At 71.7% G+C, this 23,858-nt stretch carries 29 protein-coding genes; 19 read left to right on the top strand and 10 right to left on the bottom strand.

The genetic code is table 11. The features are described 5' to 3' along the window. Positions 1–42 precede the first annotated feature (42 nt). The 7 genes from mshD to AB0927_RS29465 all read right to left on the bottom strand — a co-directional run bounded on the left by mshD (position 43) and on the right by AB0927_RS29465 (position 6,874). Complete coding sequence (mshD, locus tag AB0927_RS29495; RefSeq protein ID WP_366670804.1) at positions 43–969, bottom strand: mycothiol synthase; 927 nt, start codon at positions 967–969, stop codon at positions 43–45. A 90-nt stretch (positions 970–1,059) separates the two neighbouring features. Next, a complete protein-coding gene (locus tag AB0927_RS29490; RefSeq protein ID WP_366670803.1) occupies positions 1,060–2,541 on the bottom strand; it encodes a HAMP domain-containing sensor histidine kinase in 1,482 nt (493 codons plus the stop codon). Then, positions 2,538–3,272 (bottom strand): response regulator transcription factor, encoded by a 735-nt coding sequence (locus tag AB0927_RS29485; RefSeq protein ID WP_366670802.1) that lies wholly within the window; start codon positions 3,270–3,272, stop codon positions 2,538–2,540. The genes AB0927_RS29490 and AB0927_RS29485 overlap by 4 nt, the downstream gene beginning before the upstream one ends. A 125-nt stretch (positions 3,273–3,397) precedes the next feature. Beyond that, positions 3,398–3,640, bottom strand: a complete 243-nt coding sequence (locus AB0927_RS29480; protein WP_366670800.1) for a hypothetical protein — start codon at positions 3,638–3,640, stop codon at positions 3,398–3,400. A gap of 49 nt (positions 3,641–3,689) precedes the next feature. Continuing rightward, positions 3,690–4,760: a trypsin-like peptidase domain-containing protein gene (locus tag AB0927_RS29475; RefSeq protein WP_366670799.1), complete on the bottom strand. Its 1,071-nt coding sequence runs from the start codon at positions 4,758–4,760 to the stop codon at positions 3,690–3,692. Positions 4,761–4,919: 159 nt separating this feature from the next. After that, on the bottom strand, positions 4,920–5,945 hold the full coding sequence (locus AB0927_RS29470; RefSeq protein ID WP_366670798.1) for a LacI family DNA-binding transcriptional regulator: 1,026 nt from the start codon (positions 5,943–5,945) through the stop codon (positions 4,920–4,922). 149 nt (positions 5,946–6,094) lie between these two features. After that, positions 6,095–6,874 (bottom strand): response regulator transcription factor, encoded by a 780-nt coding sequence (locus tag AB0927_RS29465; protein ID WP_366670797.1) that lies wholly within the window; start codon positions 6,872–6,874, stop codon positions 6,095–6,097. A 179-nt stretch (positions 6,875–7,053) separates the two neighbouring features. On the opposite strand from AB0927_RS29465, the gene AB0927_RS29460 reads away from it, so the two are divergent. The 4 genes from AB0927_RS29460 (at position 7,054) to AB0927_RS29445 (ending at position 9,907) form a co-directional block, all read left to right on the top strand. Beyond that, on the top strand, positions 7,054–7,878 hold the full coding sequence (locus AB0927_RS29460) for an alpha/beta fold hydrolase (RefSeq protein WP_366670796.1): 825 nt from the start codon (positions 7,054–7,056) through the stop codon (positions 7,876–7,878). 50 nt (positions 7,879–7,928) lie between these two features. Continuing rightward, positions 7,929–8,183, top strand: coding sequence for a MoaD/ThiS family protein (locus AB0927_RS29455; protein WP_366670795.1), 255 nt, complete (start codon positions 7,929–7,931; stop codon positions 8,181–8,183). 4 nt (positions 8,184–8,187) lie between these two features. Continuing rightward, the gene (locus tag AB0927_RS29450; protein WP_366670794.1) at positions 8,188–9,453 is read left to right on the top strand and encodes a hypothetical protein; all 1,266 of its coding nucleotides are present in this window, start codon (positions 8,188–8,190) and stop codon (positions 9,451–9,453) included. A 91-nt stretch (positions 9,454–9,544) separates the two neighbouring features. Beyond that, positions 9,545–9,907: a DsrE family protein gene (locus AB0927_RS29445; RefSeq protein WP_366670792.1), complete on the top strand. Its 363-nt coding sequence runs from the start codon at positions 9,545–9,547 to the stop codon at positions 9,905–9,907. Between the two features lie 6 nt (positions 9,908–9,913). On the opposite strand, the gene AB0927_RS29440 is transcribed toward AB0927_RS29445, so the two are convergent. After that, complete coding sequence (locus AB0927_RS29440; protein ID WP_366670790.1) at positions 9,914–10,177, bottom strand: DUF3099 domain-containing protein; 264 nt, start codon at positions 10,175–10,177, stop codon at positions 9,914–9,916. 360 nt (positions 10,178–10,537) lie between these two features. On the opposite strand from AB0927_RS29440, the gene AB0927_RS29435 reads away from it, so the two are divergent. The 10 genes from AB0927_RS29435 (at position 10,538) to AB0927_RS29390 (ending at position 17,843) form a co-directional block, all read left to right on the top strand. Further along, the gene (locus AB0927_RS29435) at positions 10,538–11,278 is read left to right on the top strand and encodes a DUF2993 domain-containing protein (protein ID WP_366670789.1); all 741 of its coding nucleotides are present in this window, start codon (positions 10,538–10,540) and stop codon (positions 11,276–11,278) included. A gap of 206 nt (positions 11,279–11,484) precedes the next feature. Beyond that, positions 11,485–11,565, top strand: coding sequence for an Ms5788A family Cys-rich leader peptide (locus tag AB0927_RS29430; protein ID WP_350751515.1), 81 nt, complete (start codon positions 11,485–11,487; stop codon positions 11,563–11,565). A 125-nt stretch (positions 11,566–11,690) separates the two neighbouring features. After that, positions 11,691–12,536 carry a sulfurtransferase gene (locus AB0927_RS29425; protein ID WP_366670788.1) on the top strand — a complete coding sequence of 282 codons (846 nt, stop codon included), beginning with the start codon at positions 11,691–11,693 and terminating at the stop codon, positions 12,534–12,536. Between the two features lie 30 nt (positions 12,537–12,566). After that, positions 12,567–12,854 (top strand): DUF1416 domain-containing protein, encoded by a 288-nt coding sequence (locus AB0927_RS29420; protein WP_366670787.1) that lies wholly within the window; start codon positions 12,567–12,569, stop codon positions 12,852–12,854. Positions 12,855–13,040: 186 nt separating this feature from the next. Beyond that, positions 13,041–13,865 (top strand): hypothetical protein, encoded by an 825-nt coding sequence (locus tag AB0927_RS29415; RefSeq protein WP_366670786.1) that lies wholly within the window; start codon positions 13,041–13,043, stop codon positions 13,863–13,865. Beyond that, a complete protein-coding gene (locus AB0927_RS29410; protein ID WP_366670785.1) occupies positions 13,862–14,605 on the top strand; it encodes a hypothetical protein in 744 nt (247 codons plus the stop codon). Before AB0927_RS29415 ends, AB0927_RS29410 begins: the two co-directional genes overlap by 4 nt. Beyond that, positions 14,602–15,567 (top strand): hypothetical protein, encoded by a 966-nt coding sequence (locus tag AB0927_RS29405; RefSeq protein ID WP_366670784.1) that lies wholly within the window; start codon positions 14,602–14,604, stop codon positions 15,565–15,567. Before AB0927_RS29410 ends, AB0927_RS29405 begins: the two co-directional genes overlap by 4 nt. Positions 15,568–15,778: 211 nt before the next feature. Next, positions 15,779–16,354: an FABP family protein gene (locus tag AB0927_RS29400; protein WP_366670783.1), complete on the top strand. Its 576-nt coding sequence runs from the start codon at positions 15,779–15,781 to the stop codon at positions 16,352–16,354. 75 nt (positions 16,355–16,429) lie between these two features. Next, positions 16,430–16,867 carry a transcriptional repressor gene (locus tag AB0927_RS29395; protein WP_366670782.1) on the top strand — a complete coding sequence of 146 codons (438 nt, stop codon included), beginning with the start codon at positions 16,430–16,432 and terminating at the stop codon, positions 16,865–16,867. A gap of 10 nt (positions 16,868–16,877) precedes the next feature. After that, positions 16,878–17,843, top strand: coding sequence for a folate-binding protein (locus AB0927_RS29390; protein ID WP_366670781.1), 966 nt, complete (start codon positions 16,878–16,880; stop codon positions 17,841–17,843). A 24-nt stretch (positions 17,844–17,867) separates the two neighbouring features. Here the strand turns inward: AB0927_RS29390 and dtd are convergent, their stop codons facing one another. After that, on the bottom strand, positions 17,868–18,293 hold the full coding sequence (dtd, locus tag AB0927_RS29385; RefSeq protein WP_366670780.1) for a D-aminoacyl-tRNA deacylase: 426 nt from the start codon (positions 18,291–18,293) through the stop codon (positions 17,868–17,870). A 159-nt stretch (positions 18,294–18,452) separates the two neighbouring features. Here dtd and AB0927_RS29380 point away from each other — a divergent pair, with 159 nt between their 5' ends. The 3 genes from AB0927_RS29380 (at position 18,453) to AB0927_RS29370 (ending at position 21,642) form a co-directional block, all read left to right on the top strand. Then, positions 18,453–19,043: an aerial mycelium formation protein gene (locus AB0927_RS29380; protein ID WP_366670779.1), complete on the top strand. Its 591-nt coding sequence runs from the start codon at positions 18,453–18,455 to the stop codon at positions 19,041–19,043. 94 nt (positions 19,044–19,137) lie between these two features. Beyond that, positions 19,138–20,373 (top strand): GNAT family N-acetyltransferase, encoded by a 1,236-nt coding sequence (locus AB0927_RS29375; RefSeq protein ID WP_366670778.1) that lies wholly within the window; start codon positions 19,138–19,140, stop codon positions 20,371–20,373. Positions 20,374–20,736: 363 nt separating this feature from the next. Then, positions 20,737–21,642 carry a winged helix-turn-helix domain-containing protein gene (locus AB0927_RS29370; protein WP_366670777.1) on the top strand — a complete coding sequence of 302 codons (906 nt, stop codon included), beginning with the start codon at positions 20,737–20,739 and terminating at the stop codon, positions 21,640–21,642. Between the two features lie 34 nt (positions 21,643–21,676). On the opposite strand, the gene AB0927_RS29365 is transcribed toward AB0927_RS29370, so the two are convergent. Next, positions 21,677–21,865, bottom strand: a complete 189-nt coding sequence (locus AB0927_RS29365; RefSeq protein ID WP_366670775.1) for a hypothetical protein — start codon at positions 21,863–21,865, stop codon at positions 21,677–21,679. A 162-nt stretch (positions 21,866–22,027) separates the two neighbouring features. Here AB0927_RS29365 and AB0927_RS29360 point away from each other — a divergent pair, with 162 nt between their 5' ends. Then, positions 22,028–22,909 carry a winged helix-turn-helix domain-containing protein gene (locus AB0927_RS29360; protein ID WP_366670774.1) on the top strand — a complete coding sequence of 294 codons (882 nt, stop codon included), beginning with the start codon at positions 22,028–22,030 and terminating at the stop codon, positions 22,907–22,909. After that, positions 22,909–23,646, top strand: coding sequence for an HAD family hydrolase (locus tag AB0927_RS29355; protein WP_366670773.1), 738 nt, complete (start codon positions 22,909–22,911; stop codon positions 23,644–23,646). Before AB0927_RS29360 ends, AB0927_RS29355 begins: the two co-directional genes overlap by 1 nt. Positions 23,647–23,858 lie beyond the last annotated feature (212 nt).

The following is a 23,858-nucleotide window of genomic DNA, read 5'->3' as shown; positions in this document are numbered from 1 at the left end:
CGGAGACGACCCGCCCCTGCCCGGTGCCCGGGGCGGTCGGCGTCACGTCTCGGTGCGGTACATCAGGTCCGTCTCGTAGGTGCGGAAGCCCAGCCGCTCGTACACCGACACCGCGGCCTTGTTGTCGGCGTCGACGTAGAGCATCGCGGTCGGCACGCCCTGTGCGGCGAGGTGGCGCAGGCCGATGGTGGTCAGGGCCTTGCCGAGGCCGCCGCCCTGCTCGCCGGGGCGGACCCCGAGCACGTAGACCTCGCCGAGGCCCTCCTCGGCGTGCACCTTGGTCCAGTGGAAGCCGATCAGTTCCCCGCGCCGCTCGGCGAGGAAGAACCCGGCCGGGTCGAACCACGGCTGGGCCTTGCGGTCGTCCAGGTCGCGCTGGGTCAGCGAGCCCTGCTCGGGGTGATGGGCGAACGCGCCCGCGTTGACCGCGAGCCACGCGCCGTCGTCCGCGCCGGGCTCGAAGGTGCGCACGCTCACCCCCTCGGGGAGGTGCGGCTCGGGCAGCTCAAGACCGGTCAACGCCCGCCGCATCTGGCGCAGTTCGCGGAACAGGGTCAGGCCGAGCACCTGGGCGAGATGGCGGGCGGCCGGATGTCCGCCGTGCGCCCACACCCGAAGCCGCTTGCCGGAGGCGGCGAGCAGGGCGGAGCCGAGCGCGCGCCCGTGTCCGTGCCCGCGGTGCGCGGGGTGGATGACGAGTTCGGCGGCCGGCGCCTCCACCGGGTCGGTGTCCTCCAGCTGGGCGTAGCCGACGAGTTGGCCGTCGAGGTGCAGCAGCAGATGTGAGACGCCCGCGCGGGCTCCTCCGCGCAGTTGCAGGCGGCCCTGTTCGGACACCGGCTGCTGGCCGTCGACCCGCGCGGCCTCGCCGAGCAGGGTGAGCACGGCCTCGGCCTGCTCCGGGGTGAGCGCGGAAAGGGTCTCGATGGAGCGGGCGGGAAAGGCCCGTACGGTGTCGTCGCTGCTCATGCGTATGAGGGTACGGGGCGCACGGGGAACGCGGGCGGCGGCGCCCGGCCTCGGCCGGTACCGCACCCCCGTGTGCAGCAGCCGGTACGGCTACCCCGTCACCTCGGCGGCGGCCGTCTCCGGCGGCGGCACCGGCGCCCCCGGAAGCCGTACGGTCGCCACCGAGCCGCCGCCCGGCGCCGGGGTCAGGGCGACCTCGCCGCCCGACTGCTGGACCGTGCGCGCGACGATGGACAGGCCGAGGCCGGAGCCCGGGAGGGCGCGGGCGCTGGGAGAGCGCCAGAACCGGTCGAAGACGTGCGGGAGTTCGTCCTCGGGGACCCCGGGGCCGTGGTCGCGCACGGTGAGCACGCCGTCGGCCAGCCGGACCTCGACGGTGCCGCCCTCGGGGCTGAACTTCACCGCGTTGTCGAGGATGTTGACCACCGCGCGCTCCAGTGCGGACGGTTCCCCGACCACGAACCAGGGCTCCAGGTCCGCCGTGATCGTCAGCTCCGGGCCGCGCAGCCGGGCCCGGCGCAGCGCCGCCTCCACGGTGTCCCGGAAGGGCACCACCTGCACCCGCTCGCCGTGCTGGCCCTCCGAGCGCGACAGCTCCTGGAGGTCGCCGATCAGGGAGGCCAGTTCCGTCATCTGCGCCTTCACCGAGGACAGCAGCGCCTTGCGGTCCTCCGGCGGCAGCGGGCGGCCGGTCTCCTCGCTGCGGGTGAGCAGTTCGATGTTGGTGCGCAGCGAGGTCAGCGGGGTGCGCAGCTCGTGCCCGGCGTCCGCGATCAGCCGCTGCTGGAGCTCGCGGGAGCCGGCCAGCGAGGCCGTCATGGAGTTGAAGGAGCGCGACAGGCGGGCCACCTCGTCCTCGCTGTCGTCCTCCACCGGGATCCGGATGGTCAGGTCCTCGGTGCGGGAGATGTGCTCCACCGCCTCCGTGAGCTTGTCCACCGGACGCAGCCCGGCCCGGGCCACCGCGAGGCCCGCCGCCCCGGCGCCCAGGACGCCCACCCCGGACACCAGCAGCAGGATGAGCGCCAGGTCGTTGAGGGTGGTCTCGGTGTTCTTCAGCGGGACGGCGATCATCATGGCCGCGCCGGGGTAGAGCTGGGGGCCCACGTTGGTGTCGATCACCAGCGGCATGGTGAGCACCCGCACGTCGTTGCCGTCGGTGTCCGTGCCGTTGCGCAGGATGCCGCTGCTGCGGGTGCCGGCGTCGCGCACCACGGCGCGGTCGGCGCCGGTGGTCTTCACCGTGCCCGGCGAGTCGGAGGGCACACAGGCCGTGCCGTCCGGCTTGACCAGTTGCGAGTAGACGGTCTCGTGGGTGCGCAGGCCCCCGTAGGGGGAGGTCTCCGTCGGCTTCTGCGGGCACGTGGAGAGCAGCTTGTACACGGTGTCCGCGGCGGGGCGCGGCGCCGATCTCTGGAGGTCGTTGTCGATCTGCTCGTACAGCTTGCCCTGCACGATGAACCAGCAGGTCACGGAGACCGCCGCCACCGCGAACGCCACCGCCGCCGCGACCAGCACGGCCAGTCTGGCCCGGATCGGCAGCGAGCGGTAGCGCCGTACCAGCTTCCTCACTCGGCGCCGCCCTGCCGCAGCACGTAGCCGACGCCCCGCACGGTGTGCACGAGCCGGGGCTCCCCGCCCGCCTCGGTCTTGCGCCGCAGGTACATCACGTACACGTCGAGCGAGTTGGAGGAGGGCTCGAAGTCGAAGCCCCAGACCGCCTTGAGGATCTGCTCCCGGGTGAGGACCTGGCGCGGGTGCGCCATGAACATCTCCAGGAGCGTGAACTCGGTGCGGGTCAGCTCCACCTGCCGCCCGCCCCGGGTGACCTCCCGGGTCGCGAGGTCCATGCGCAGGTCGGCGAAGGAGAGGGCCTCGTCCGCCTGAGCCGCGGGGGAGACGGCCGCGGCGTAGGAGCTGCGGCGCAGCAGGGCGCGGATCCGGGCGAACAACTCGTCCAGTTCGAAGGGCTTGACCAGGTAGTCGTCGGCGCCCGCGTCCAGGCCGGTCACCCGGTCGCCGACCGTGTCGCGGGCGGTGAGCATGAGGATGGGCAGGGTGTCCCCGCCGCCGCGGATGCGGCGGGCCGCCGTCAGGCCGTCCATCCGGGGCATCTGGATGTCCAGGACGATCAGGTCCGGCCGGTACGCCGCCGCCTTCTCCAGCGCGTCCGCGCCGTCGACGGCGACCTCGGTGCCGTACCCCTCGAAGGCGAGACTGCGCTGGAGCGCCTCGCGTACGGCCGGCTCGTCGTCGACGATCAGGATGCGCTGGGTGTCACGGTCGCCTTCGGCGGGGCTCATGCTCGTGATTCCTTGTGGGTGGGTCTTCTGGTGGAGTATGTCCGCGTTCGCGTGGTTCGGGTGTCTTGGTGAAGGTGTCCTACAGCCTCCCATGGTGCCGGGCCGGGGGGCGTGGACGCCAAGGGTCAGGCGCTGAGGGCCGCGAGGTTGCGCATCGCGGTGAGCCGGTGCAGCGGCACCTTGCGGCGGTGGTGCCGGTCGGCGGAGCTGCGGCGCAGCCCCATCAACTGAGGGACGTGCGCCGGGATGATCTCCGCGGCGCGGGGCTCGGGGGCGGCCGGCGCGTGCAGCCGGCGCGCGATGGCGAGGGCGAGGGAGACGTCGGCCGGGCCGCGGCCCGCTTCCTGGTGGAAGGCCTGCTGGATCATGATGTTCCTCCAGACACTGCGAGTAACGCTGAAAGGCCCTGGTGAGAAGCTAGTTCTGGCCGCCCGACCGCAGCTTGGCCAGGTCGGACTTGACCGTGTCGATGGGGATCGCGAAGCCGAGGCCGATGCTGCCCGCGTCCGAGGACGAGGACGCCTGCTGGCTCGACGAGTACATCGCGGAGTTGATGCCGATGATGTTCCCGGCCGCGTCGATCAGCGCGCCGCCGGAGTTGCCGGGGTTGAGGGAGGCGTCCGTCTGGATCGCCTTGTACGTGGTGGTGGAGGAGCCGGTGTCGCCGTTGAACTGGCGGCCGCCGAACTGGAACGGCCAGCTTCCGTCGCCGCCGCCCTGGCCCTGCGCCTGGCTCTCGTCGGTGGGCACGGTGACGTCCCGGGCGAGCGCGGAGACGATGCCGCTGGTCACGGTGCCGGTCAGGCCCTCGGGCGAGCCGATCGCCACGACCGAGTCGCCGACCTGCACCGCGCCGGAGTTGCCGAGGCTCGCCGCCTTCAGGCCCGAGGCGCCCTCCACCTTGATCAGCGCGAGGTCCTTGGAGCTGTCGGTGCCCACGACGTCGGCGGTGTAGGCGTGCCCGTCGCTGGTGCGCACCTTGACCGACTCCGCGCCCGCGATGACGTGGTTGTTGGTGACGATCTCACCGCCGGACGAGATGATCACGCCGGAACCGGTGGAGGAGCCGTTGGCGAGGGTGGCGTTGATCTCCACCACGCTCGGGCTGACCGCGGCCGCGATGGCGGCGACGTCGCCCTTCTTGCCGGCCGGCACCACGGCGGTGCTGGTCCCGGTGGCGGCGACGTCGTCCTTGCCGGTCAGTTCCTGGAAGCCGTAGGCGGTGGCGCCGCCGACCGCCGCCGCGACGATCGCGACCGCCGCGAGGAGGGCGACGGAACCCCGGGTGCGCTTGCGCCCCGGCGCCGGCTCCGGCGCCGCCTGCGGCCCATCGGCCGGCAGGGGGGCGGTGGCGGTCGCCGCCGGCTCGTACGACGGCGGGGGCGGCCACTCCGGGTTCACGGGAGCGGAGTAGCCGTACTGCTGACTGTACGGACCCTGTGGATCGTCGTAGTCGTACTCGCCGCTGCGGTGGAGGCTCTCGGTCATGCAAGAAGCGTCCCCGGTGACCATGAGAGCTTCCTGAGTGCTCGCTGAGAAGCCCGGCAGAACCTCGTTTGCCCGATATAAAGGCGCCTCTCGGCGGTTGGCCACGGCTCTCACGGGCCTCTCAGACCGCGACGCCGGGACGCCGCGGCGACGGCGTCGTCAGATCCCGCAGCCGCAGGAGGGGCGCACCACCAGCCGGGAGGGGAACGTCTTCAGCCGCTCGCGCCGGGACCCGGCCACCCGCAGCCCGTCGTCCAGCACCAGGTCGACCGCCGCCCGAGCCATCGCCTGGCGGTCGGAGGCGACCGTGGTCAGCGGCGGGTCGGCGAACGCGGCCTCCTTGATGTCGTCGAAGCCCGCCACGGCCAGCTCCCCGGGCACGTCGAGGCGCAGCTCGCGGGCCGCCCGCAGCACGCCGATCGCCTGGTCGTCGGTGGAGCAGAACATCGCCGGCGGCCGCCTGGGCCCGGACAGGATGTCCAGGGCGACGCGGTAGGCGTCGTACCGGTTGTACGGCGCCTCGAACAGCCGGCCCTCGGTGCTCAGGCCCGCCTCGGCCATGGCCCGCTTCCAGCCCTCCACGTGGTCGGAGACCGGGTCGCCGATGGCCGGGGTGTCCTCCGTGCCGCCCATGCAGGCGACGTACGGGTGGCCGTGCTCCAGTAGATGGCGCACGGCGAGCTGGGCGCCGCCGAGGTCGTCCGTCACCACGGCGACGTCGTCGATGGCCTCGGGCCGCTCGTGCAGCAGCACCACGCGGGCGTCCCAGGCGTCGATCTCGGCCGCGGCGAGGTCGTTGAGCGCGTGGCTGACCAGGATCAGACCGGACACGCGCATGCCGAGGAAGGCCCGCAGATAGTGGACCTCGCGCTCGGCGATGTAGTCGGTGTTGCCGACGAGCACCATCTTGCCGCGCTCGGAGGCGGCCTGTTCCACGGCGTGCGCCATCTCCCCGAAGAAGGGCTGGCGGGCGTCCGGGATGATCAGGCCTATGAGGTCGGTGCGCCGGGAGGCCATCGCCTGCGCGACCCGGTCGGGGCGGTAACCCAGCTCCTTGATCGCGGCGAGGACACGCTCGCGCGTGGCCGGGGCGACCGGCCGGGGTCCGTTGTTGATGACATAACTGACGACGGCGGTGGAGGTCCCCGCCAGCCGCGCCACATCATCCCGAGTCACCTTGGCCACGCGCGGAGTCTACGCGGATTGACCCAGTGCGGGCAGGGCGTTCCACATCCTCGCGATGGACAGGCGATGCCCGGGGACGACGCTTTCCATACCCGGGCCGCATGTTTCACGCACGGAACTGGCGAGAAATCGCCGGAACACGTGGCGGATCAAGCGTCCGCGTGGACCTCGGCCTCGATCGGGGCATCGGTCGCGTCCGCGTTGTCCGCCTTGGACTGGTTCGCCTTGGCCTTGGTCTCTTCCCCGGTCCGCTCGGCCTTCTCCGGGGTAACGAATCGATAACCGACGTTCCGTACGGTGCCGATCAGCGACTCGTGCTCCGGGCCGAGCTTGGCCCGCAGCCGCCGCACGTGCACGTCGACCGTCCGGGTGCCGCCGAAGTAGTCGTAGCCCCACACCTCCTGGAGCAGCTGGGCGCGGGTGAAGACGCGGCCCGGGTGCTGGGCGAGGTACTTCAGCAGCTCGAACTCCTTGAAGGTCAGGTCGAGGACCCGGCCCTTGAGCTTGGCGGAGTACGTCGCCTCGTCCACGGAGAGGTCGCCGTTGCGGATCTCCATCGGCGAGTCGTCGTGCGTGAGCTGCTGGCGCCCCATGGCGAGCCGCAGCCGCGCCTCGACCTCCGCGGGTCCCGCGGTGTCGAGGAGCACGTCGTCGACGCCCCAGTCGGCGGTGACGGCGGCGAGGCCGCCCTCGGTGACCACGAGCAGCAGGGGGCAGCCGGGACCGGTGGAGCGCAGCAGCTGGCACAGGCTGCGCACCTGTGGCAGGTCGCGGCGGCCGTCGACCAGGATGACGTCGGCGCCGGGGGTGTCGACCAGGGCGGGGCCCTCGGCGGGGGCGACCCGCACGTTGTGCAGGAGCAGGCCGAGGGCCGGCAGGACCTCCGTCGACGGCTGGAGGGCGTTGGTCAGGAGCAGCAGAGAACTCATACGTATGGTTCCTCCTCGGTCCCTGCGAGAACTGTGCGAACGGGCACTGCTCTGCGTTCCCGAAGGCCCGTACACCGGCGGACACCCGGGGAGGTCCGCTCCGTATACAACGCTTCCGAAAGCACAAAAGGACCCGGTGGCTACGCTGCCCGAGTCCTCTGCCCAGCAGAATAGCCCACATGAACAACCGTCCGGCAGGTCATGTGGCAGCTTCCACCGTACGTCCGAATGGCGAGACAGGCAGATCAGGACCCGTCAGGACATTCCTGCGCACAGTGGACGGCGTTCCGGTGGAGGTCGTATACGACCCGGGCGCGGCCGTATACGACCCCGGCGCCCCGGTCCTCGTGATGGCGCACGGCTTCACGGGGGACGTGGACCGGCCGCACGTACGAAGGGTGGCGGCGGGGCTCGCCCGGTACGGCGCGGTCGTGACCCTCTCCTTCCGGGGCCACGGGCGCTCGGGCGGCCGCTCCACGGTCGGCGACAAGGAGGTCCTCGACCTGGCCGCCGCGGTCGAGTGGGCCCGCGGCTTCGGGCACGAGCGCGCGGTGACCGTCGGCTTCTCCATGGGCGCCTCGGTGGTCCTGCGGCACGCGGCCCTGTACCCGGGCACGGTGGACGCGGTGGTCTCGGTCAGCTCGCCCGCACGCTGGTACTACCGGGGCACCGCCCCCATGCGCCGGCTGCACTGGCTGGTCACCCGCCCCGAGGGCCGCCTGGTCGGCCGCTACGGCCTGCGCACCCGCATCCACCACCGCGACTGGGACCCGATACCGCTCTCCCCCGTCGAGGCGGTCCCGCGGATCACCCCCACCCCCCTGCTGATCGTGCACGGCGACCGCGACGCCTACTTCCCGCTCGACCACCCGCGCATGCTCGCCGACGCCTCCGCCGGCCACGCCGAACTGTGGCTGGAGCCGGGCATGGCCCACGCCGAGCACGCCACGGACGACACCCTGGTGGCACGCATCGGGGACTGGGCCGCCCGCCGGTCCGGCTAGCCTGGCCCCGTTACTTACTCAGTTTTTCCAGCCGTCGATTGAGGAACCCGATGCCCAAGGTCACGGTGCGCTACTGGGCCGCCGCCAAGGCCGCGGCCGGTGTCGCCGAGGAGCCGTACGACGCGGCCACCCTCGCCGAGGCGCTCACCGCCGTGCGCGCCCGGCACCCCGGTGAACTCACCCGAGTGCTCCAGCGCTGCTCCTACCTGATCGACGGCGACCCCGTCGGCACCCGCGCGCATGAGACGGTACGGCTGGCCGAGGGCGGCACGGTCGAGGTGCTCCCGCCGTTCGCAGGAGGGTGAGTCGATGACCGACCAGCCGTATCAGGGCGGCCCGTACGAGGGCTACGACGCGTATCAGCAGGGCGCCGCGGGGGGTTACGACCCCCAGCAGACCCAGCAGTGGCAGGGCCAGACCTGGGAGACCCGGACGCACGCACCGGTGCAGGCGGCGGAGGCGACGGCGTATATGCCGCCGGTGACGGACTATCCGCAGCAGGGGTACCAGCAGAGCTACCAGGGCGGCTATCAGGACGGCACGCACGGTCAGGGCTTCGCGGGCCCGCAGCCGCAGCACCAGCAGGTGGCTCAGCCGCAGATGCAGATGGGCCAGCCGCAGCCGCAGCCGGAGCCGATGGCGCAGATGCCGCAGCCTCATCCGATGCCGCAGCCGTACCCGACGGCGGGACCCGCCTCGCAGGCCGCCCCGCCCGCAGGCTCGGCCGCCGCACCCGCCGCCGCGCCGGTCTCCGCGCCCGAGTCCCCGGCCGGTGACGGCCCCGGCTACGGCCCCGCGACGCTCGCCGGCAACTCCCGGATCACCGACGCGCAGCGGGCCCGCCTGGAGGGCCGTTCGCCGATCATCGAGCCCGGGATGCAGCCGGCGCTGCTCACCGCGCTGCTGGGCCTGCTCCTGGCGGGGGCGGCGGGCTTGGGCTCGTACGCCCTGGTCGTTCCGCTGGTGCTGCTCCAGGCGGTGACGGCGGCGGGCTGGTTCCGGCTGAACGGCATGTGGCCGGCCCGGCAGGGCATCGCGCTGGCGTTCCTGGGCGGTCTCGCGGCCGACGTGGGGGTCCTGGCCGCGGGCCGCGACAACGCCCCCGCCGCGATCCTGGGCACCCTCGGCGTCTGGGTCCTGCTCTCCCTGGTCCTCCAGCTCCGCTCGCACGCCTCGCCGGACGAGCGGATGTACGGCCTGATGGCGACAGTCGCCTCCGCGGCCCTGGCGATCCTGGCCACCGGCTACCTGGGCGCCGACCCGCACGCCACCTCGGTGGGCGCCGCCGCGGTGGCCGTCGCCGCGCTGGCCCGCGCGCTGCCCCTGCCGACCCCCGCGTCGGTCGTGGTCTCGCTGCTCGCCGCGGTGGGCGCCGGCATCGCGGTGGGCGGCATGACCGGCCTCGGCACCAAGGGCGCCCTGCTCGGCCTCCTGGCCGGCGTCTGCGCCCTGATCGGCCACCGCGTCGCCGCCTACGACTACCCCTCCCGCTTCGTCCACTTCACGGCCGGCGTCGCCCTGCCACTGTCGGCGGCGGCACCGGTGGTGTGGGCGCTGGGGAGGGTGCTGGGGTAGCCACTGCCGGGTCGTCCAAGATCGCCCCGGTTGCGGGCGGCCCCGCTGGTGGCGTTCTGAGCGTGGTCGTACGGCGGGCTAGGCTTCCCGCATGGCGAAGAAGCTCGTGATCAAGGTGACGGCCGGGGCCGATGCCCCCGAGCGCTGCTCTCAGGCGTTCACGGTGGCGGCGGTGGCCGTGGCCAGCGGGGTCGACGTCTCGCTGTGGCTGACCGGTGAGTCGTCCTGGTTCGCGCTGCCGGGGCGGGCCGCCGAGTTCGAGCTGCCGCACGCGGCCCCGCTGCCCGACCTGCTCGACTCCCTCCTCGCGGCCGGCCGCGTCACGCTGTGCACCCAGTGCGCGGCCCGGCGAGAGATCACGGAGAAGGACGTCATCGAGGGCGTACGCATCGCCGGTGCGCAGGTCTTCGTCCAGGAGTCGCTGGCCGACGACACCCAGGCGCTCGTCTACTGACACCCGTTACCGGCGCGGGCGCTTCTTGCCGTCCAGCTCGTCCCACCACTCGTCGGACTGGGGATCGCCTGAGGGGTCGTCCCACCAGCGGTCCTCCGGCCCCCGCCGGTTCGCGATCATCGCGGCGACCGGCGGGATCACCATGGCGACGACACACATGCCGACGGCCGCCGGGACGGACCAGATCCGCACGACCCCCCACGCCAGGACGAAGAGGCCGATACAGATCCCCATCATGGCGAAGTACACGTGACGTCGCCGTGCGTACATGCTTCCAGGGTAGGACCGGGTGTGCCGTTCGGCGCCATGGTGGGTGGCGGCTCGTCGGGGGAAGGTGTCGGGCGTGGAGGCCGTGTGGCACGCGGGTGCGGAGAGGCGGCGGGCGGAGTCCGGCGCAGCGGCTCCGAAGCCTGCGAAGCAGTGCGAGGGCCGCGTCAGGGAGGGGTCACGTGACGTCGCCGTGCGTACATGCTTCCAGAGTAGGACCGGGTGTCCGGCTCGGCGCCATCGGTGTAAGTGGCCGCAGCGACCCCGTCCCTGTCACAGGTGATCGACAATTCCGCTCGCCGAAGCCGCGCGGCGTTACCGTGGCGTAGCCGTGACCTACGTCGACCCAGGGGGAAACACCACATGCGCGCCCTGCGAATACTGCTGATCATCGTCGTGATCCTGGGCGGGCTGTTCGTGATCGTGGACCGGGTGGCGGTGCACTTCGCGGAGGGGCAGGCCGCGGACAAGCTGAAGTCGTCGCAGGGGCTGGCGTCGACACCGGACGTGAACATCAAGGGTTTCCCGTTCCTCACCCAGGTCGCCGGCGGCTCGCTGGACGACGTCGAGGTCGGCATCAAGAGCTACGACGCGGCCACCGGTGAGGCCGGGAAGACGATCCGCATCGAGGACCTGAAGGCCGACATGAAGGGCGTCTCCTTCTCCGGCGACTACAGCTCGGCCACCGCCTCCAGCGCCACCGGCACCGCGACCGTCTCCTACGACGAGCTGATGAAGACCGCCAAGTCGCAGCCCACCGACATCGGCCTCGGCGTGCAGGCCAAGGTCGTCGGCCTCTCCGACGGCGGCAACGGCAAGATCAAGGTCGCGGTCAAGGTGAGCGGCACCGTCGCCGGCGCCGTCCCCGTCGACCGCACGGTCTCCGTCCTGAGCACCGTCAGCGTCGTGAACAACAAGGTCGAGGTGCACGCCGACTCCCTCCCCTCGGTCGCCGGGCTCGCCGAGGACCGGGTCCGTACGATCACCGACTTCCAGCAGGTCATCGACCAACTGCCCGGCGGCATCAAGCTGGACAAGGTGGAGGCCGCCGAGGACGGTGTGAAGATCACCGTGAAGGGTTCGGACGTCAAGCTGGCGGGGTAAGAGCCGCGAAGCGGCACGGATGGGCGCCGTTCGTCCGAGGGGCGAGACGGTGACGTCCGTACCGCAGATGTGAGGGCGCGTCCGAGCGCCCGGAGGCCCCCGCGACGGCCGCCGGGCGCTCTTCTTGTCCCGCCATTCGGACGATCGTGTCTCGACATACGACATGCCGGTGACACGCCCGCCCTCACATCCCTACGATCGACGGCATGAAGCGACAGGCGGATCTCACGAAGCGGCGGGCAGTCGACCTGTGCCGCGTTGCCGCCATGCTCTGTCGCCCCTTCTGAGCGGAAGTTCCGCTTCCGCGTCTTCACCCCCTGCCCTGCTGGGCACCCGTGCGCCGCCCGCATTCCGGACGCGCGCCCCTTCGCACTCGCACGCCCCGCCGTAACTGCCCCGGAGGAGAAAGAGCATGAGTCGCAGCGACGTCCTGGTCGACGCCGACTGGCTGCAGGAGCACCTGGACGACCCGACCATCGCGATCGTCGAGGTGGACGAGGACACGTCCGCCTACGAGAAGAACCACATCAAGAACGCGATCCGCATCGACTGGACCAAGGACCTCCAGGACCCGGTGCGCCGTGACTTCGTCGACCAGGAGGGCTTCGAGAAGCTCCTGTCGGAGAAGGGCATCGCCAACGACCACACGGTGGTCCTCTACGGCGGCAACAACAACTGGTTCGCCTCGTACGCCTACTGGTACTTCAAGCTGTACGGCCACGAGAACGTCAAGCTCCTCGACGGCGGCCGCAAGAAGTGGGAGCTGGACGCCCGCGAGCTGGTCGCCGGCGACGAGGTCCCGAAGCGCGCGAGGACCGAGTACTCGGCCAAGCCGCAGAACTCCGCGATCCGCGCCTTCCGCGACGACGTCGTGAAGGCGATCGGCGTCCAGAACCTGGTCGACGTCCGTTCCCCCGACGAGTTCTCCGGCAAGCTGCTCGCCCCGGCCCACCTGCCGCAGGAGCAGTCGCAGCGTCCGGGCCACGTCCCGAGCGCGCGCAACATCCCGTGGTCGAAGAACGCCAACGACGACGGCACCTTCAAGTCGGACGACGAGCTCAAGGAGCTCTACGCCGCGGAGAAGGTGGACCTCGCCAAGGACACGATCGCCTACTGCCGCATCGGCGAGCGCTCGGCCCTGACCTGGTTCGTGCTGCACGAGCTGCTCGGCGTGGAGAACGTCAAGAACTACGACGGCTCCTGGACCGAGTACGGCTCCCTCGTCGGCGTGCCGATCGAGCTCGGCGCCAACAAGTAAGCGACCCCAAGCGACCTCTGGAGAATCAGCATGTGCGGAGCGAAGGCAGGCGGCCCCGACGCCTCGACGATCAAGCCCGGTGAGACCACCATCCAGGGTCAGGTGACCCGCGACGGCGAGCCGGTGACGGGCTACGTCCGGCTGCTGGACTCGACCGGCGAGTTCACCGCGGAGGTTCCGACCTCGGCGACCGGTCAGTTCCGCTTCTACGCGGCCGAGGGCAAGTGGACCGTGCGCGCGCTGGTGCCGGGCGGCACCGCCGACCGTACGGTCGTCGCGCAGCAGGGCGGGCTCGCGGAGGTGGCCATCGCCGTCTGACGGCACCGCGGAAGGGCCGTACCCCTGGGTTGGACGCCAGGTGGGGTACGGCCCTTCGGCGTGTCCGGGGCACCTCCGCGCTTTCCCGAATCGTGACCATCTCCCCTGCAACTCCATGCACATGTCATGAGTCTGCTGTGCGTGCGCGGTTCTCCGGATCCGTGTGCCGTACAGGGAGGGGATGTCTTGGAAGCGCTGGAAGTGCCGGAACCGGAAGCCGGGCCGGCGGAGCCTGAAGCGGAGCCGGAGGACGGACCGGCGGAGCCGGAAGCGGAGGCGGGGGAGACGGAGGGGCCCGTGCCCCCGGTGCGGCGGCGCGGTCGTACCGCCGGGCTGATCGCCGGGGCCGTCGCCCTCGGGGTCGTCGCGGGCGGCTGTGTCGGGTACGTGGTGCAGGCCGGCCGGGCGCCCACGAAGCTGCCCCCGCTGTCGCAGCCGGTGCTGCGGCAGGGCAAGGGGACGGTCCCGGTCCTGACGGCGGCCGAGGACCGGCGGGTCAGGACCGACGGGGATCTGCGCAAGCTGCTGCTGCCGAAGCCGCGCGGGGCGCGGGACAGCGTTCTCGAAGAGGGCGTGGACGGCTGGCTGGACCTCCCGGAGTACGCGGGGAGCTTCAAGGACCCCGCGGGCGCGTTCCAGGGGCTGCTGTCGGACGAGCTGCGGCGCGTCGCCGTCACCAGCTGGCGGATCGACAGCACGTACGACGTCGAGATCCGGCTCGTGCAGTACCGCCAGGAGACGACTCTCGGCGCGCACGAGCACGCGACGGGCCAGCAGTCCTGGTGGGAGCAGGAGCCGGACACCGACAGCCAGTCGGTACCCGGCACCGGGGACGGGGTGGCGTTCACGCATGCCCGGCCGCACACCGAACCCGGGTATCTGCCGCAGTACGAGGCCGAGGCCACCGCCTCGCGCGGCGACATAGACATGGAGGTCTGGGTCGTCGGAACGAAACCGGTCCCGATGAAGAAGGTCATGGATCTGGCGAAGCGGCAGATGGGGCGGCTGTGAACAGGACAGTGGGCAAGCGGATAGCGGGGGGCGCGCTCGCCCTCGCGGTCGTCGCCGGAGTCGCGGTCACCGCCGTGATCGTCTCGGAGGCCGACCGGGATCCGGGCGCGCCCGGATGGAAGTTTCCCCCGGCGGTCTCCGCGAAGGGGAGCGGGCAGGAGACGTCCGGGCTCCGGGGCATGCTGCTGCCGTACACGGAGGGCGCGGGGGGATACAGCCGGGGGCCGGACGTCGAGGGGTACGGCTCGGACGTCGAGCTCAGCGGACGTGAGGCCACCGCGCTGCGCAAGCAGGCGATCACCGGTCTGCCGCCGGCCACCCGGCGCAAGATGGACGACCTGATCGACAAGGCGCACATCAGCGGCATGGCCATGCGCAGCTACGCGAGCATCGACTCCTGGTCGGTGGACGGGAAGCACACCTTCACTGTCGACTTCCAGCTGGTGCGGATGGGCGACCTGGACACCGTGCGTGCGCAGGCAGCCGGTCAGAAGTCGCTGTTCTCCGGCTTCGGCGTCTTCCGCAAGGGGCCCGCGATCAAGGGCCACAAGGAGGCCGGCTGCTTCCTGACGCCCAAGGACACGAAGGAGAAGATCGACGAGATGTTCTGCTCCGCCGCCGAAGGCGATGTCCTGGTCGACGTCGAGGTCGCCGGGCACCAGCCCCTCGACCGCAACGCCATCGCGCTCTTCATCGAGCGCCAGCTCGACCGCATCAAGGAACCGGGGAAGGCCGTATGAGCGAGCAGAACGACACGGCGGAAACCGCCGGGGAGACGGCCGCGGAGGGCGTGACCGAGCCGGGCACGGAGACGGAGGGCATGGCCGAGCCGGGCACGGAGACGGAAGTCGCGGCCGAGTCGGGCACGGAGGTCGCGGCCGAGCCCGCCGGGGACTCCGCGGCCGGGCAGCCGTCTGCGTCGGCGGCGCCCCCGGCCCCCCGGGCCACCCGCTCGCTGCGCGGAGCGCTCCGCTGGGTCGCCGCCGTCGCCGTCTTCGCGGTCTGCGGTGCCGGGACGGCCTACGGCGTCACGCGGGTCGAGCGCACCGACGTGCCCGGTCTCGCCACCCTCTCGGACGGCCGCTGGGACTACCCGGAGCTGGTCCGCCCGCCGCTGCCCGCCGGCCGCCCGGCGCCCTTCGCCGACTCCAACAAGGCCGCCGCTCACTACGCCGACCTGCGACAACTGGTGCTGCCCGCGCCGAACGGCGCCACGGTGGACGAGGCACTCGCCAAGGACAACGGATGGGTGAAGCCGGGGACGTTTCTCGCGGAGTACGCGGCCAAGGAGGACCGGGACACCCTCGCCGGCACGTTCACCGACCGGGGCCTTCGGCACATCGCCGCCCGCGGCTGGACCACGCCGGACGGCACCCGCACCCGGATCTATCTGCTCCAGTTCGACACCGGCGCGGTCGCCGGGGACGTCCAGCAGAGAAACTTCTTCGGCTACGACCAGGCGCCGTACCCCCTGCGCGGGGCGCCCAGCACGGTGGCGGACAGCTTCCCGGCGCGCGCCAAGGTGCCGAACGTGTCGGAGGAGGTGTACGTGGAGACCAAGCCCTACGGCGCCGAGCACGTCCGGCAGGCGTACCTGGTCGCCGGGGACGTGATCGGGCTCGTCGTACAGTCGAGGAAGGGCGGCACGAAGGCCGTGCCGTTCCAGCAGACGGTCGTGCTCCAGGAGCAGCTGCTCGGCTGAGGCCCACCTCGTAGGGAGAGCCGGGGCCCGGCCGCGTAAGCTGGGCTCCGGCTCTGTCGTATGCCCACCCTCGCTCAAGGAGCACCTGTGGAGATCTTCTTCGAAACCCTGCTGGTCCTGGTCTGCGTCGGCGTGCTCGCCTTCGCCTACCTGACCGTGAAGAAGCTGTACCAGGGCCAGCGCTGACCCTCCCACCAGGAAAGCTCCGCTCATGATCGAGATCCCGTCCGACCTGCACAAGGACCTCGTCCCGCTCGCCTTCCTCCTCGGCGACTGGGCCGGCGCCGGCGTGCACGACTTCCCGGGCTCCGAGAAGTGCAACTTCGGCCAGGAAGTCACCTTCAGCCACGACGGCCGGGACTTCCTGGAGTACCACTCCCACACCTGGGTCCTGGACAACGACGGCAACAAGGTCCGGCCGCTGGAGTCCGAGTCCGGCTTCTGGCGGATCGACGCCGACCGCAAGGTCGAGGTCACGATGACCCGCGATGACGGCACCATCGAGATCTGGTACGGCGAGATGGCCGACAAGAAGCCCCAGATCGACCTGGTCACCGACGCCGTCGCCCGGACCGCCGCCGCCCGCCCGTACACCGGCGGCAAGCGGCTGTACGGCTATGTGAAGAGCGACCTCATGTGGGTCGGCGAGAAGCAGACCCCCGAGGTCGAGCTGCGCCCCTACATGTCCGCCCACCTGAAGAAGGTCGTCACCGCCGAGGACGTCGAACGCTGGGCCAAGGCCCTCCCGGACGACATGCCGGACGACGGCATCGCCTTCTTCAAGTAGGACACCTCAAGGGCGACCGGACGCGAAAACCGGACAAGGCCCCGGCGCGACGGGCGTGGTTCTAGACTCGTCGGTGTGGTGAGCACCGACTGGAAGAGCGACCTCAGGCAGCGCGGCTACCGGCTGACGCCGCAACGGCAGCTTGTCCTCGAAGCCGTGGACACCCTTGAACACGCGACCCCCGACGACATCCTCGTGGAAGTGAGGAAGACGGCGTCGGGGGTCAACATTTCCACCGTCTACCGCACGCTGGAGCTGCTGGAGGAGCTGGGCCTGGTCAGCCACGCCCATCTGGGGCACGGTGCGCCGACGTACCACCTCGCCGACCGGCACCACCATCTGCACCTGGTGTGCCGGGACTGCGAGAACGTCATCGAGGCGGACGTGAGCGTGGCGGCGGAGTTCACCGACAAGCTGCGGCGGCAGTTCGGGTTCGACACCGACATGAAGCACTTCGCGATCTTCGGCCGCTGCAAGGACTGCACACTGAAGAGTTCAAGTACCACGTCGTAGGCTTGCGCGTATGAAGAGCCCCCTGCTGTCCCTGTCCGGCGCCGTCCCCGCCGAGGGTGTGGACGAAGGCGTCGCCGCCCACTACGGCGACCTGTTCCGCGAGCAGCGCGCACTCGCCGACGGCACCGGATTCGTCGACCTCTCGCACCGCGGCGTGCTCACCGTCAGCGGCGAGGACCGGCTGAGCTGGCTGCACCTGCTGCTCACCCAGCACGTCAGCGAACTGCCCGTCGGGCAGGCCACCGAGGCGCTGATCCTCTCGGCGAACGGGCACATCGAGCACGCGCTGTACCTGGTGGACGACGGCACCACGGTCTGGGCGCACGTGGAGCCGGGCACGCGGGACGCCCTGCTCGCGTACCTGGAGTCGATGAAGTTCTTCTACCGGGTGGAAGTCGCCGACCGCACCGACGAGTTCGCGGTCGTGCACCTGCCCGCCGGGTCCATCGCCGAGGTGCCCGAGGGCGTCGTCGTACGCGAGACCCCGTACGGCCGTGATCTCTTCCTGCCGCGCGAGGACCTGGAGTCCTTCGCGGCGACGCACGGGCCGGCCGCCGGGCTGCTCGCGTACGAGGCGCTGCGGATCGAGCAGCACCGGCCGCGGCTCGGGTTCGAGACGGACCACCGTACGATCCCGCACGAGCTGGGCTGGATCGGGACGGCCGTGCATCTGCAGAAGGGCTGCTACCGGGGGCAGGAGACCGTCGCCCGCGTGCAGAACCTCGGCAAGCCGCCGCGCCGGCTCGTCTTCCTCCACCTCGACGGCAGCGACGTGCACCTGCCGGGGCCGGGCACGGAGCTGCGCCTCGCGGACGAGGGGCCCGACGGCCGCAAAATCGGGTTCGTCACCTCGTCCGCGCGCCACCACGAGCTGGGGCCGGTGGCGCTCGCCCTGGTCAAGCGGAACGTGCCGGTCGACGCGCCGCTCCTGGCCGGGGACACGGCCGCGGCGCAGGAGGTCGTGGTCGAGCCGTAGTGCCCTCGGGGGGCGGGGGTGCGGCTACATCTCCAGCAGCACCGTGAACGGTCCGTCGTTCGTCAGCGACACCCGCATCTTCGCCCCGAACCGCCCGGTCGCCACCGTCGCCCCCAGTGCCCGCAGTTGGCCCACGACCTCCTCCACCAGCGGCTCGGCGACGTCGCCGGGGGCCGCCGCGTTCCAGGTGGGGCGGCGGCCCTTGCGGGCGTCGCCGTAGAGGGTGAACTGGCTGATGACGAGCAGCGGGGCGTCGATGTCGCTGCACGAGCGTTCCTCGGACAGCATCCGGACCGACCAGAGCTTGCGGGCCAGCTGGGCCGCCTTCTCCTTGGTGTCGTCATGGGTCACGCCGACGAGGACGCACAGGCCCTCGCCCTCGATCGCGCCCACCGTCTCGCCGTCCACGACGACGCTCGCGCCGTCCACTCTCTGCACCACCGCTCGCATGCGGACCATGATGCCGGGTCCGGGGAAAGCGGTCACAGGCGGGCCCTTATGGTTCCCTTACCGCCCATCCGGGGCTGTTCGGGGGCACTCGGTCACATACTGTGCGCCGGGGGTGGCACGATGCTGTCACACGCCGGTCGAGGGGACGGTTCGAACCACATGAGCACTTCCAGCACCAGTGAGCTGCCGGCCCCGCAGGGGACGTCGTACCGGCCGCCCGTGCAGCGGTCCGACGAGCCCAGGGGCGCGGCGGTGCCGCCCGGGCTGTCCCGGCTGAGCCTGTCCGAACTGCGCGCGCTGCGCCGCGACGCCCAGCGCGACGAGGCCGATCTCAGCTATGTGCGGCGGCTGTTGCAGGGCCGGATCGACATCCTGCACGCGGAGCTGGCGCGGCGCGGCCGGGCGGCCGTGCCCGCGCCGAAGGACGCCTCCGTGGTCGAGCGGCTCGCGGAGATCCTGCGCGACGCCCCGGCCCGCCAGCGCTCCTCGGCCCGCCATGTCACCGTCGGCACCCCGCGGGGCGAGGAGGTGCGACGGCTCGCCGCCGAGATGCTCGGCGAGGTGGAGCTGAGTGACCTCACCGCCCGCACCGACCTCGAACTGACCGCCGCCATGTGCCGGTTGGTGGGGTACGAGCAGGAGGTGTCGCGGCGGCGGCAGCGGCTCCAGCACACCGCCGACGGCTGCGGCGGCGAGATCGCCCGCCGGTACCGGGTGGGCGAGGCGCAGGTGGACGATCTGCTGGTGTGACCGTAGTAGGGCCGCAGGGTCGTAGGGCCCTGCATGGCGTTGACGAGCGGAAATCCGGAGGACACCCGGCGGGACGCGTGCCTACGGTGGGCGTATGAACGACGTGCGTACCGCCACCGAAGCAGACCTCGACGACTGGCAGCGCGCCCTGGCCGTGGGGTTCACCCAGTCCCCGGCCCTGGCCCGTGAGCAACTCGACGCCCGTGGCAGGAGCTTCGAGCCGGGCCGGTATCTGGGTGCCGTCGACGGCGGTCGCTGGGTGGCCACGTTCCGCTCCTTCGACCAGGAGCTGACCACGGTGGGCGGCGGTGTGGTCCCCGCCGACGCCATCAGCAGCGTGACCGTCAGCCCGACGCACCGCCGCCGCGGCCTGCTGAGCCGCATGATGGCCCAGGACCTCGCGGCGGCGCGGGAGCGCGGTGACGTCGTGGCCACGCTGACCGCCGCCGAGTACCCGATCTACGGCCGGTTCGGCTTCGGCCCGGCCGCCTGGGTCTCCCGGTGGCTCGTCGACGTCCCGCGGGCCGGCCTCGATCCCCGCTGGTCGGGCCCGGACGACGGCGGCCGGATCGAGCTGCTGGACGGCGCGGACGTGCGCAAGCTGGGCCCGGAGCTGTTCGACCGGTTCCGCCGCGCCCAGCCCGGCGCGGTCAGCCGGGACGAGCTGTGGTGGGAGCGGTTCACCGGCGTGCTGCGGGCCCACGCCGACTACGTCGAGCCGACGCACGCCCTGTACCGCTCGGCCTCCGGGGAGCCCCAGGGCCTGGTGTCGTACCGGTGCGACGACACCTGGACCGGCATGCAACCCGACCAGACCGCGCGTGTCGTCAGGCTCTTCGGCACGACCCCGGCGGCGCAGCGCGCCCTGTGGCACTACCTGTGCTCCATCGACTGGGTCACCAAGGTCGACAGCGGCGGCCGCGGCCCCGACGACCTGCTCCCGTTCTTCCTGCCCGACCCGCGCGCCGCCCGGATCACCGACCACGCGGACCTGCTGTGGGTGCGGATCCTCGATGTCGTCCGGGCCCTGGAGGCGCGCACGTACGACCGCGAGGGCGCGCTGGTGCTGGAGGTCGTGGACGACGGGGGGTACGCCGCGGGGCGGTACCGGCTGGAGGTCTCGCCCCAGGGCGCGTCCTGTACGGCCACCACCGCGAGCGCCGATGTGACGCTGGGCGTCCAGGAGCTGGCGTCCGTGTGGCTCGGCGGGGAGTCGCTGCTGCGGCTCGCCGCGCTGGGGCGGGTGCGGGAAGAGCGAGAGGGCGCCGCCCGGCTGGCCGACGCCCTGTTCCGCTCGCCCGGGCGCCCCTGGTGCCCGGACGACTTCTGACCGCTCCCCTCGTCGGCGGTTTCGAACTGTTCATCCGTAGCGAGCTGTTCAGTTGTGGCTGTGCGGTCTTCAGTTGTGCGCGTCTTCAGTTGTGCGTGTCTTCGGTTGTGCCGGTGTTCAGTTGTGGCTGTGCGCGGCGTGTTCAGTTGTCGGCGTCTTCAGTTGTGACTGTGCGCTTCACGGGCCGTCCCCGGTCCGGGCCCCGGCTCCCCTCCGGATCGGTGCCCGGTACGGCCAACCACTGGGAAGCTCGACCATGTCAGCCGAGTTGGCTGCCAACTTATCTCTACTTATCTCCGTTGGAAGGCGTCTCATAACCAGCTGTCGGTGAACTGCCCTAAGTTGGCGGGAAGTTGTAGGGTTTTGTCCGTGGACCCGGAGCACGCCTCCGTCAGGGGACCCCGCGCGTCCCGCGCGTCCCACGGGGAGATCGCCGACGAGCTGCGCAGCCGGATCAGATCCGGTGAACTGCGCCCTGGGCAGCGCATGCCCACCCAGGCCGAGCTGGCCGAGGAGTTCGGTGTGGAGCGCGGCGCCGTGCGCGAGGCCCTGAGCGCCTTGCGGTCGGAGCGGCTGCTCACCGGCGCGGCCAAGGGCAGCCCGGCCAGGGTGGCCGAGGGGGCCTGGCCGCCGTGGCCGGCCGTCGCGCCGCCCCGGCCCACCATGGTGGGGCTCGGGCCGCGTGTCGCGGCCGCCTTCGCCGCCCCGCACGTGCGGATCGACGCGCTCTGCCTGACCTCCGTGTCGCTCACGCTGGCCGTCGGCGAGCAGCTGCGGCTGATCCACGCGGGGGCGCTGGAACCGGCCAAGATCGACGTGCGGGTGCTGCTGCCCAGTCGCCGGATCGAGCTGGCCTTCCCGACGCCGGTGGACCCGGTGGACACGGGCGGCGGCGGGCTGCTGCACGACCGCTGGCTGGCCGTGCGCAACGCCCAGGGCATGGTGCTGCGGCAGAACCTGCTGGCCCTGCGCACCACGCACGGCATCGACGTCCGGCTGACCTTCCGCGCGCTGCCGTTCACGCCCCCGGTCAAGCTGTACCTGCTCAACGAGGCCGAGGCGCTGTTCGCGTACTACACCCTGGGGCGCCGGGAGCGGGAGTTCGGACAGGAGCCGCTCCAGCTGTACGACGCCGACGGCACGCGCTCGATGCTGTTCGCCTTCGGGCCGGGCGCGGGAGCGCGGGACGCCGCCTTCGTGGCGGAGTCCCGGCGGTGGTTCGACGCGCTGTGGGGGACGATCAGCTCCGATCTGGAGCTGACGTCGTAGGGCCTTCGGTGGCCGGTCCCGGGCCCTTTCGGACTCAGAGCGCGGGGCCCGTCAGGAGCACCGCGAGCAGGACCGCGCCGGCGGAGCTGACCGCCGGTTTCCCGGCCTCGCGGCCGACGGTCAGCAGGAGCAGGCCGAGGGCGCCGGCGGCGCCGTACCTCCACTGCACGAGCTGTTCGAAGCCGAGGACGAGGAGGGCGGAGAGGAGGGCGAGAGCGGGCACGGCGAATCCCCCTTCGGGTGCCGGTGGAGAAACGGGCGGGAGGAAGAACTTCCGCCAACTCGGAAAAGTTGGCTACCAACTCTGTTTAAGTTGTCCCCAGTTGGTGGCAGTACATAAACAACTTTTCATCAACTCCCTTCAGATAGAGGGAAGTTGTAACGTTTGGTGGTGACCCAGGAGCACATGGCAGTCAACGGCAGCAGCAGACGCAGCCCCCAGGAGATCGCAGGCGTCCTGCGCGAGCGCATGCGCGCCGGGATCCTGCGGCCGGGCGAGCGGCTGCCCACCCAGGCCGAGCTGGCCGAGGAGTTCGGCGTCGAGCGCGGCGCGGTACGCCAGGCCCTGCGGGTGCTTCAGCAGGACGGCCTGCTCACCGGCGTCACCAAGGGCAGTCCGCCGCGGGTCGCCGAGCCGCAGTCCGGGCCCGAGGAGCCCCAGCCGACCATGGTGGCCCTCGCCCCCCGGCTGACCGACGCGTTCGCGGCGCCGCACGTGCGCATCGACGCCGTCTGCCTCACCGCGCAGAGCCTGATCCCGGCCCTCGGCGAACCGTTGCGCCTGATCCACGAGGGCAGGCTGCGCCCGGAGCGGATCGACGTCCGCATCCTGCTGCCGTCGCGGGACATCAGCCTCGCCTTCCCGGTCTCGGTCGACGCCGGGAGCGCGGAGGACGACGCGGTGCACCAGCGCTGGCTGGCCATGCGCAACGCCCAGGGCCAGGTGCTCCAGTACAACCTCCAGGCCCTGCGCGCCACCCACGACATCGACGTCCACGTCACCTTCAGGGCCCTGCCGTTCACCCCACCGGTGAAGCTCTACCTGCTCAACGGGTCCGAGGCCCTCTTCGCCCACTACATGATCACGCGCCGCGCCGAGCCCACCGACAGCGGGACGCTGGAGATGTACGACGCGGTCGGCTCCGAGTCCCTGCTCTTCTCCTTCGAGCTGCGCGCCGGGCAGCGGGACGCGGCGTTCGTGGAGGAATCGCAGAAGTGGTTCGACGCCCTCTGGGAAACGATCTCCACGGACCTGACACTCTCCTAGTGACTTCTGATACGACTTCTGATGCGAGCGAGATCGAGAAGCTTCGTGTACTGATCACTTCCGCCCGGGTCGTGCTGTGGGACTTCGACGGCCCCATCTGCCGGCTGTTCGCCACCCACAAGGCCGAGCGGATAGCCGCCGACCTGGTGGCCTGGCTGGCGCGGCAGGGCCTGCACGGCCTGCTCACCCCGGCCGAACGGGAGACGCTGGACCCCCAGGTGGTGCTGCGCGCGGTGGGCCGCCGCCGTCCCGGCAGCGACCTCGTCACCGGCCTGGAGGAACGCCTCACCCAGGAGGAGCTGCGCGCCGCCTCCTCCGCACTGCCCACCGCCTGGGCCGATCCGCTGATCCGCACCTGGACGGCCGTCGGCGCCAGGCTCGCCGTCACCACCGACAACTCGCCCCGCGTGGTGCGCAGCTACCTGGAGACCAGGGGCCTGACCGCCTGCTTCGCCCCCCATCTGTACGGCCGTACCGAACACCTGCACCACCTCAAGCCGGACCCGCACTGCCTGCTGCGCGCCCTCGGTGCCATGGGCGCCGCCCCCGCCGCCGCCCTGATGATCGGCGACAGCCCCTCCGACCTCGCCGCCGCCCGCGACGCCGGGGTCCCCTTCCTGGGCTATGCCCGCAACGAGGCGAAGGAGAAGCCACTGCGCGCGGCCGGCGCCGAGCACGTCGTACGGTCGCTGGAACCGCTGTTGTGCCTGCTGAGGGGAGGTCGCGGGGTCGGTTAGCCTGCGGACGCGGCCGGGTCACCCTCGGTCGCGGACGTACGCGGGCACAGGGAGTGGCGAGGCGCCGGTCCCGGCCGCCGGACCGGCACAGCCGGGCGGCGGCCACCCGTTGGGCTACTTCACCGCGTTCGGCGGCCGTACCGGTCGCCACGGGGGAATAGCGTTTCCCCGGACCTGTCGTCCGACATGTCCTCCCCCGTGAGCGATCGACC

Source organism: Streptomyces sp. NPDC048106 (assembly GCF_040706415.1).
Taxonomy (GTDB): Bacteria; Actinomycetota; Actinomycetes; order Streptomycetales; family Streptomycetaceae; genus Streptomyces.
The sequence above is the reverse complement of the archived record's forward strand: the minus strand, read 5'-3'. Positions and strand labels throughout refer to the sequence as shown.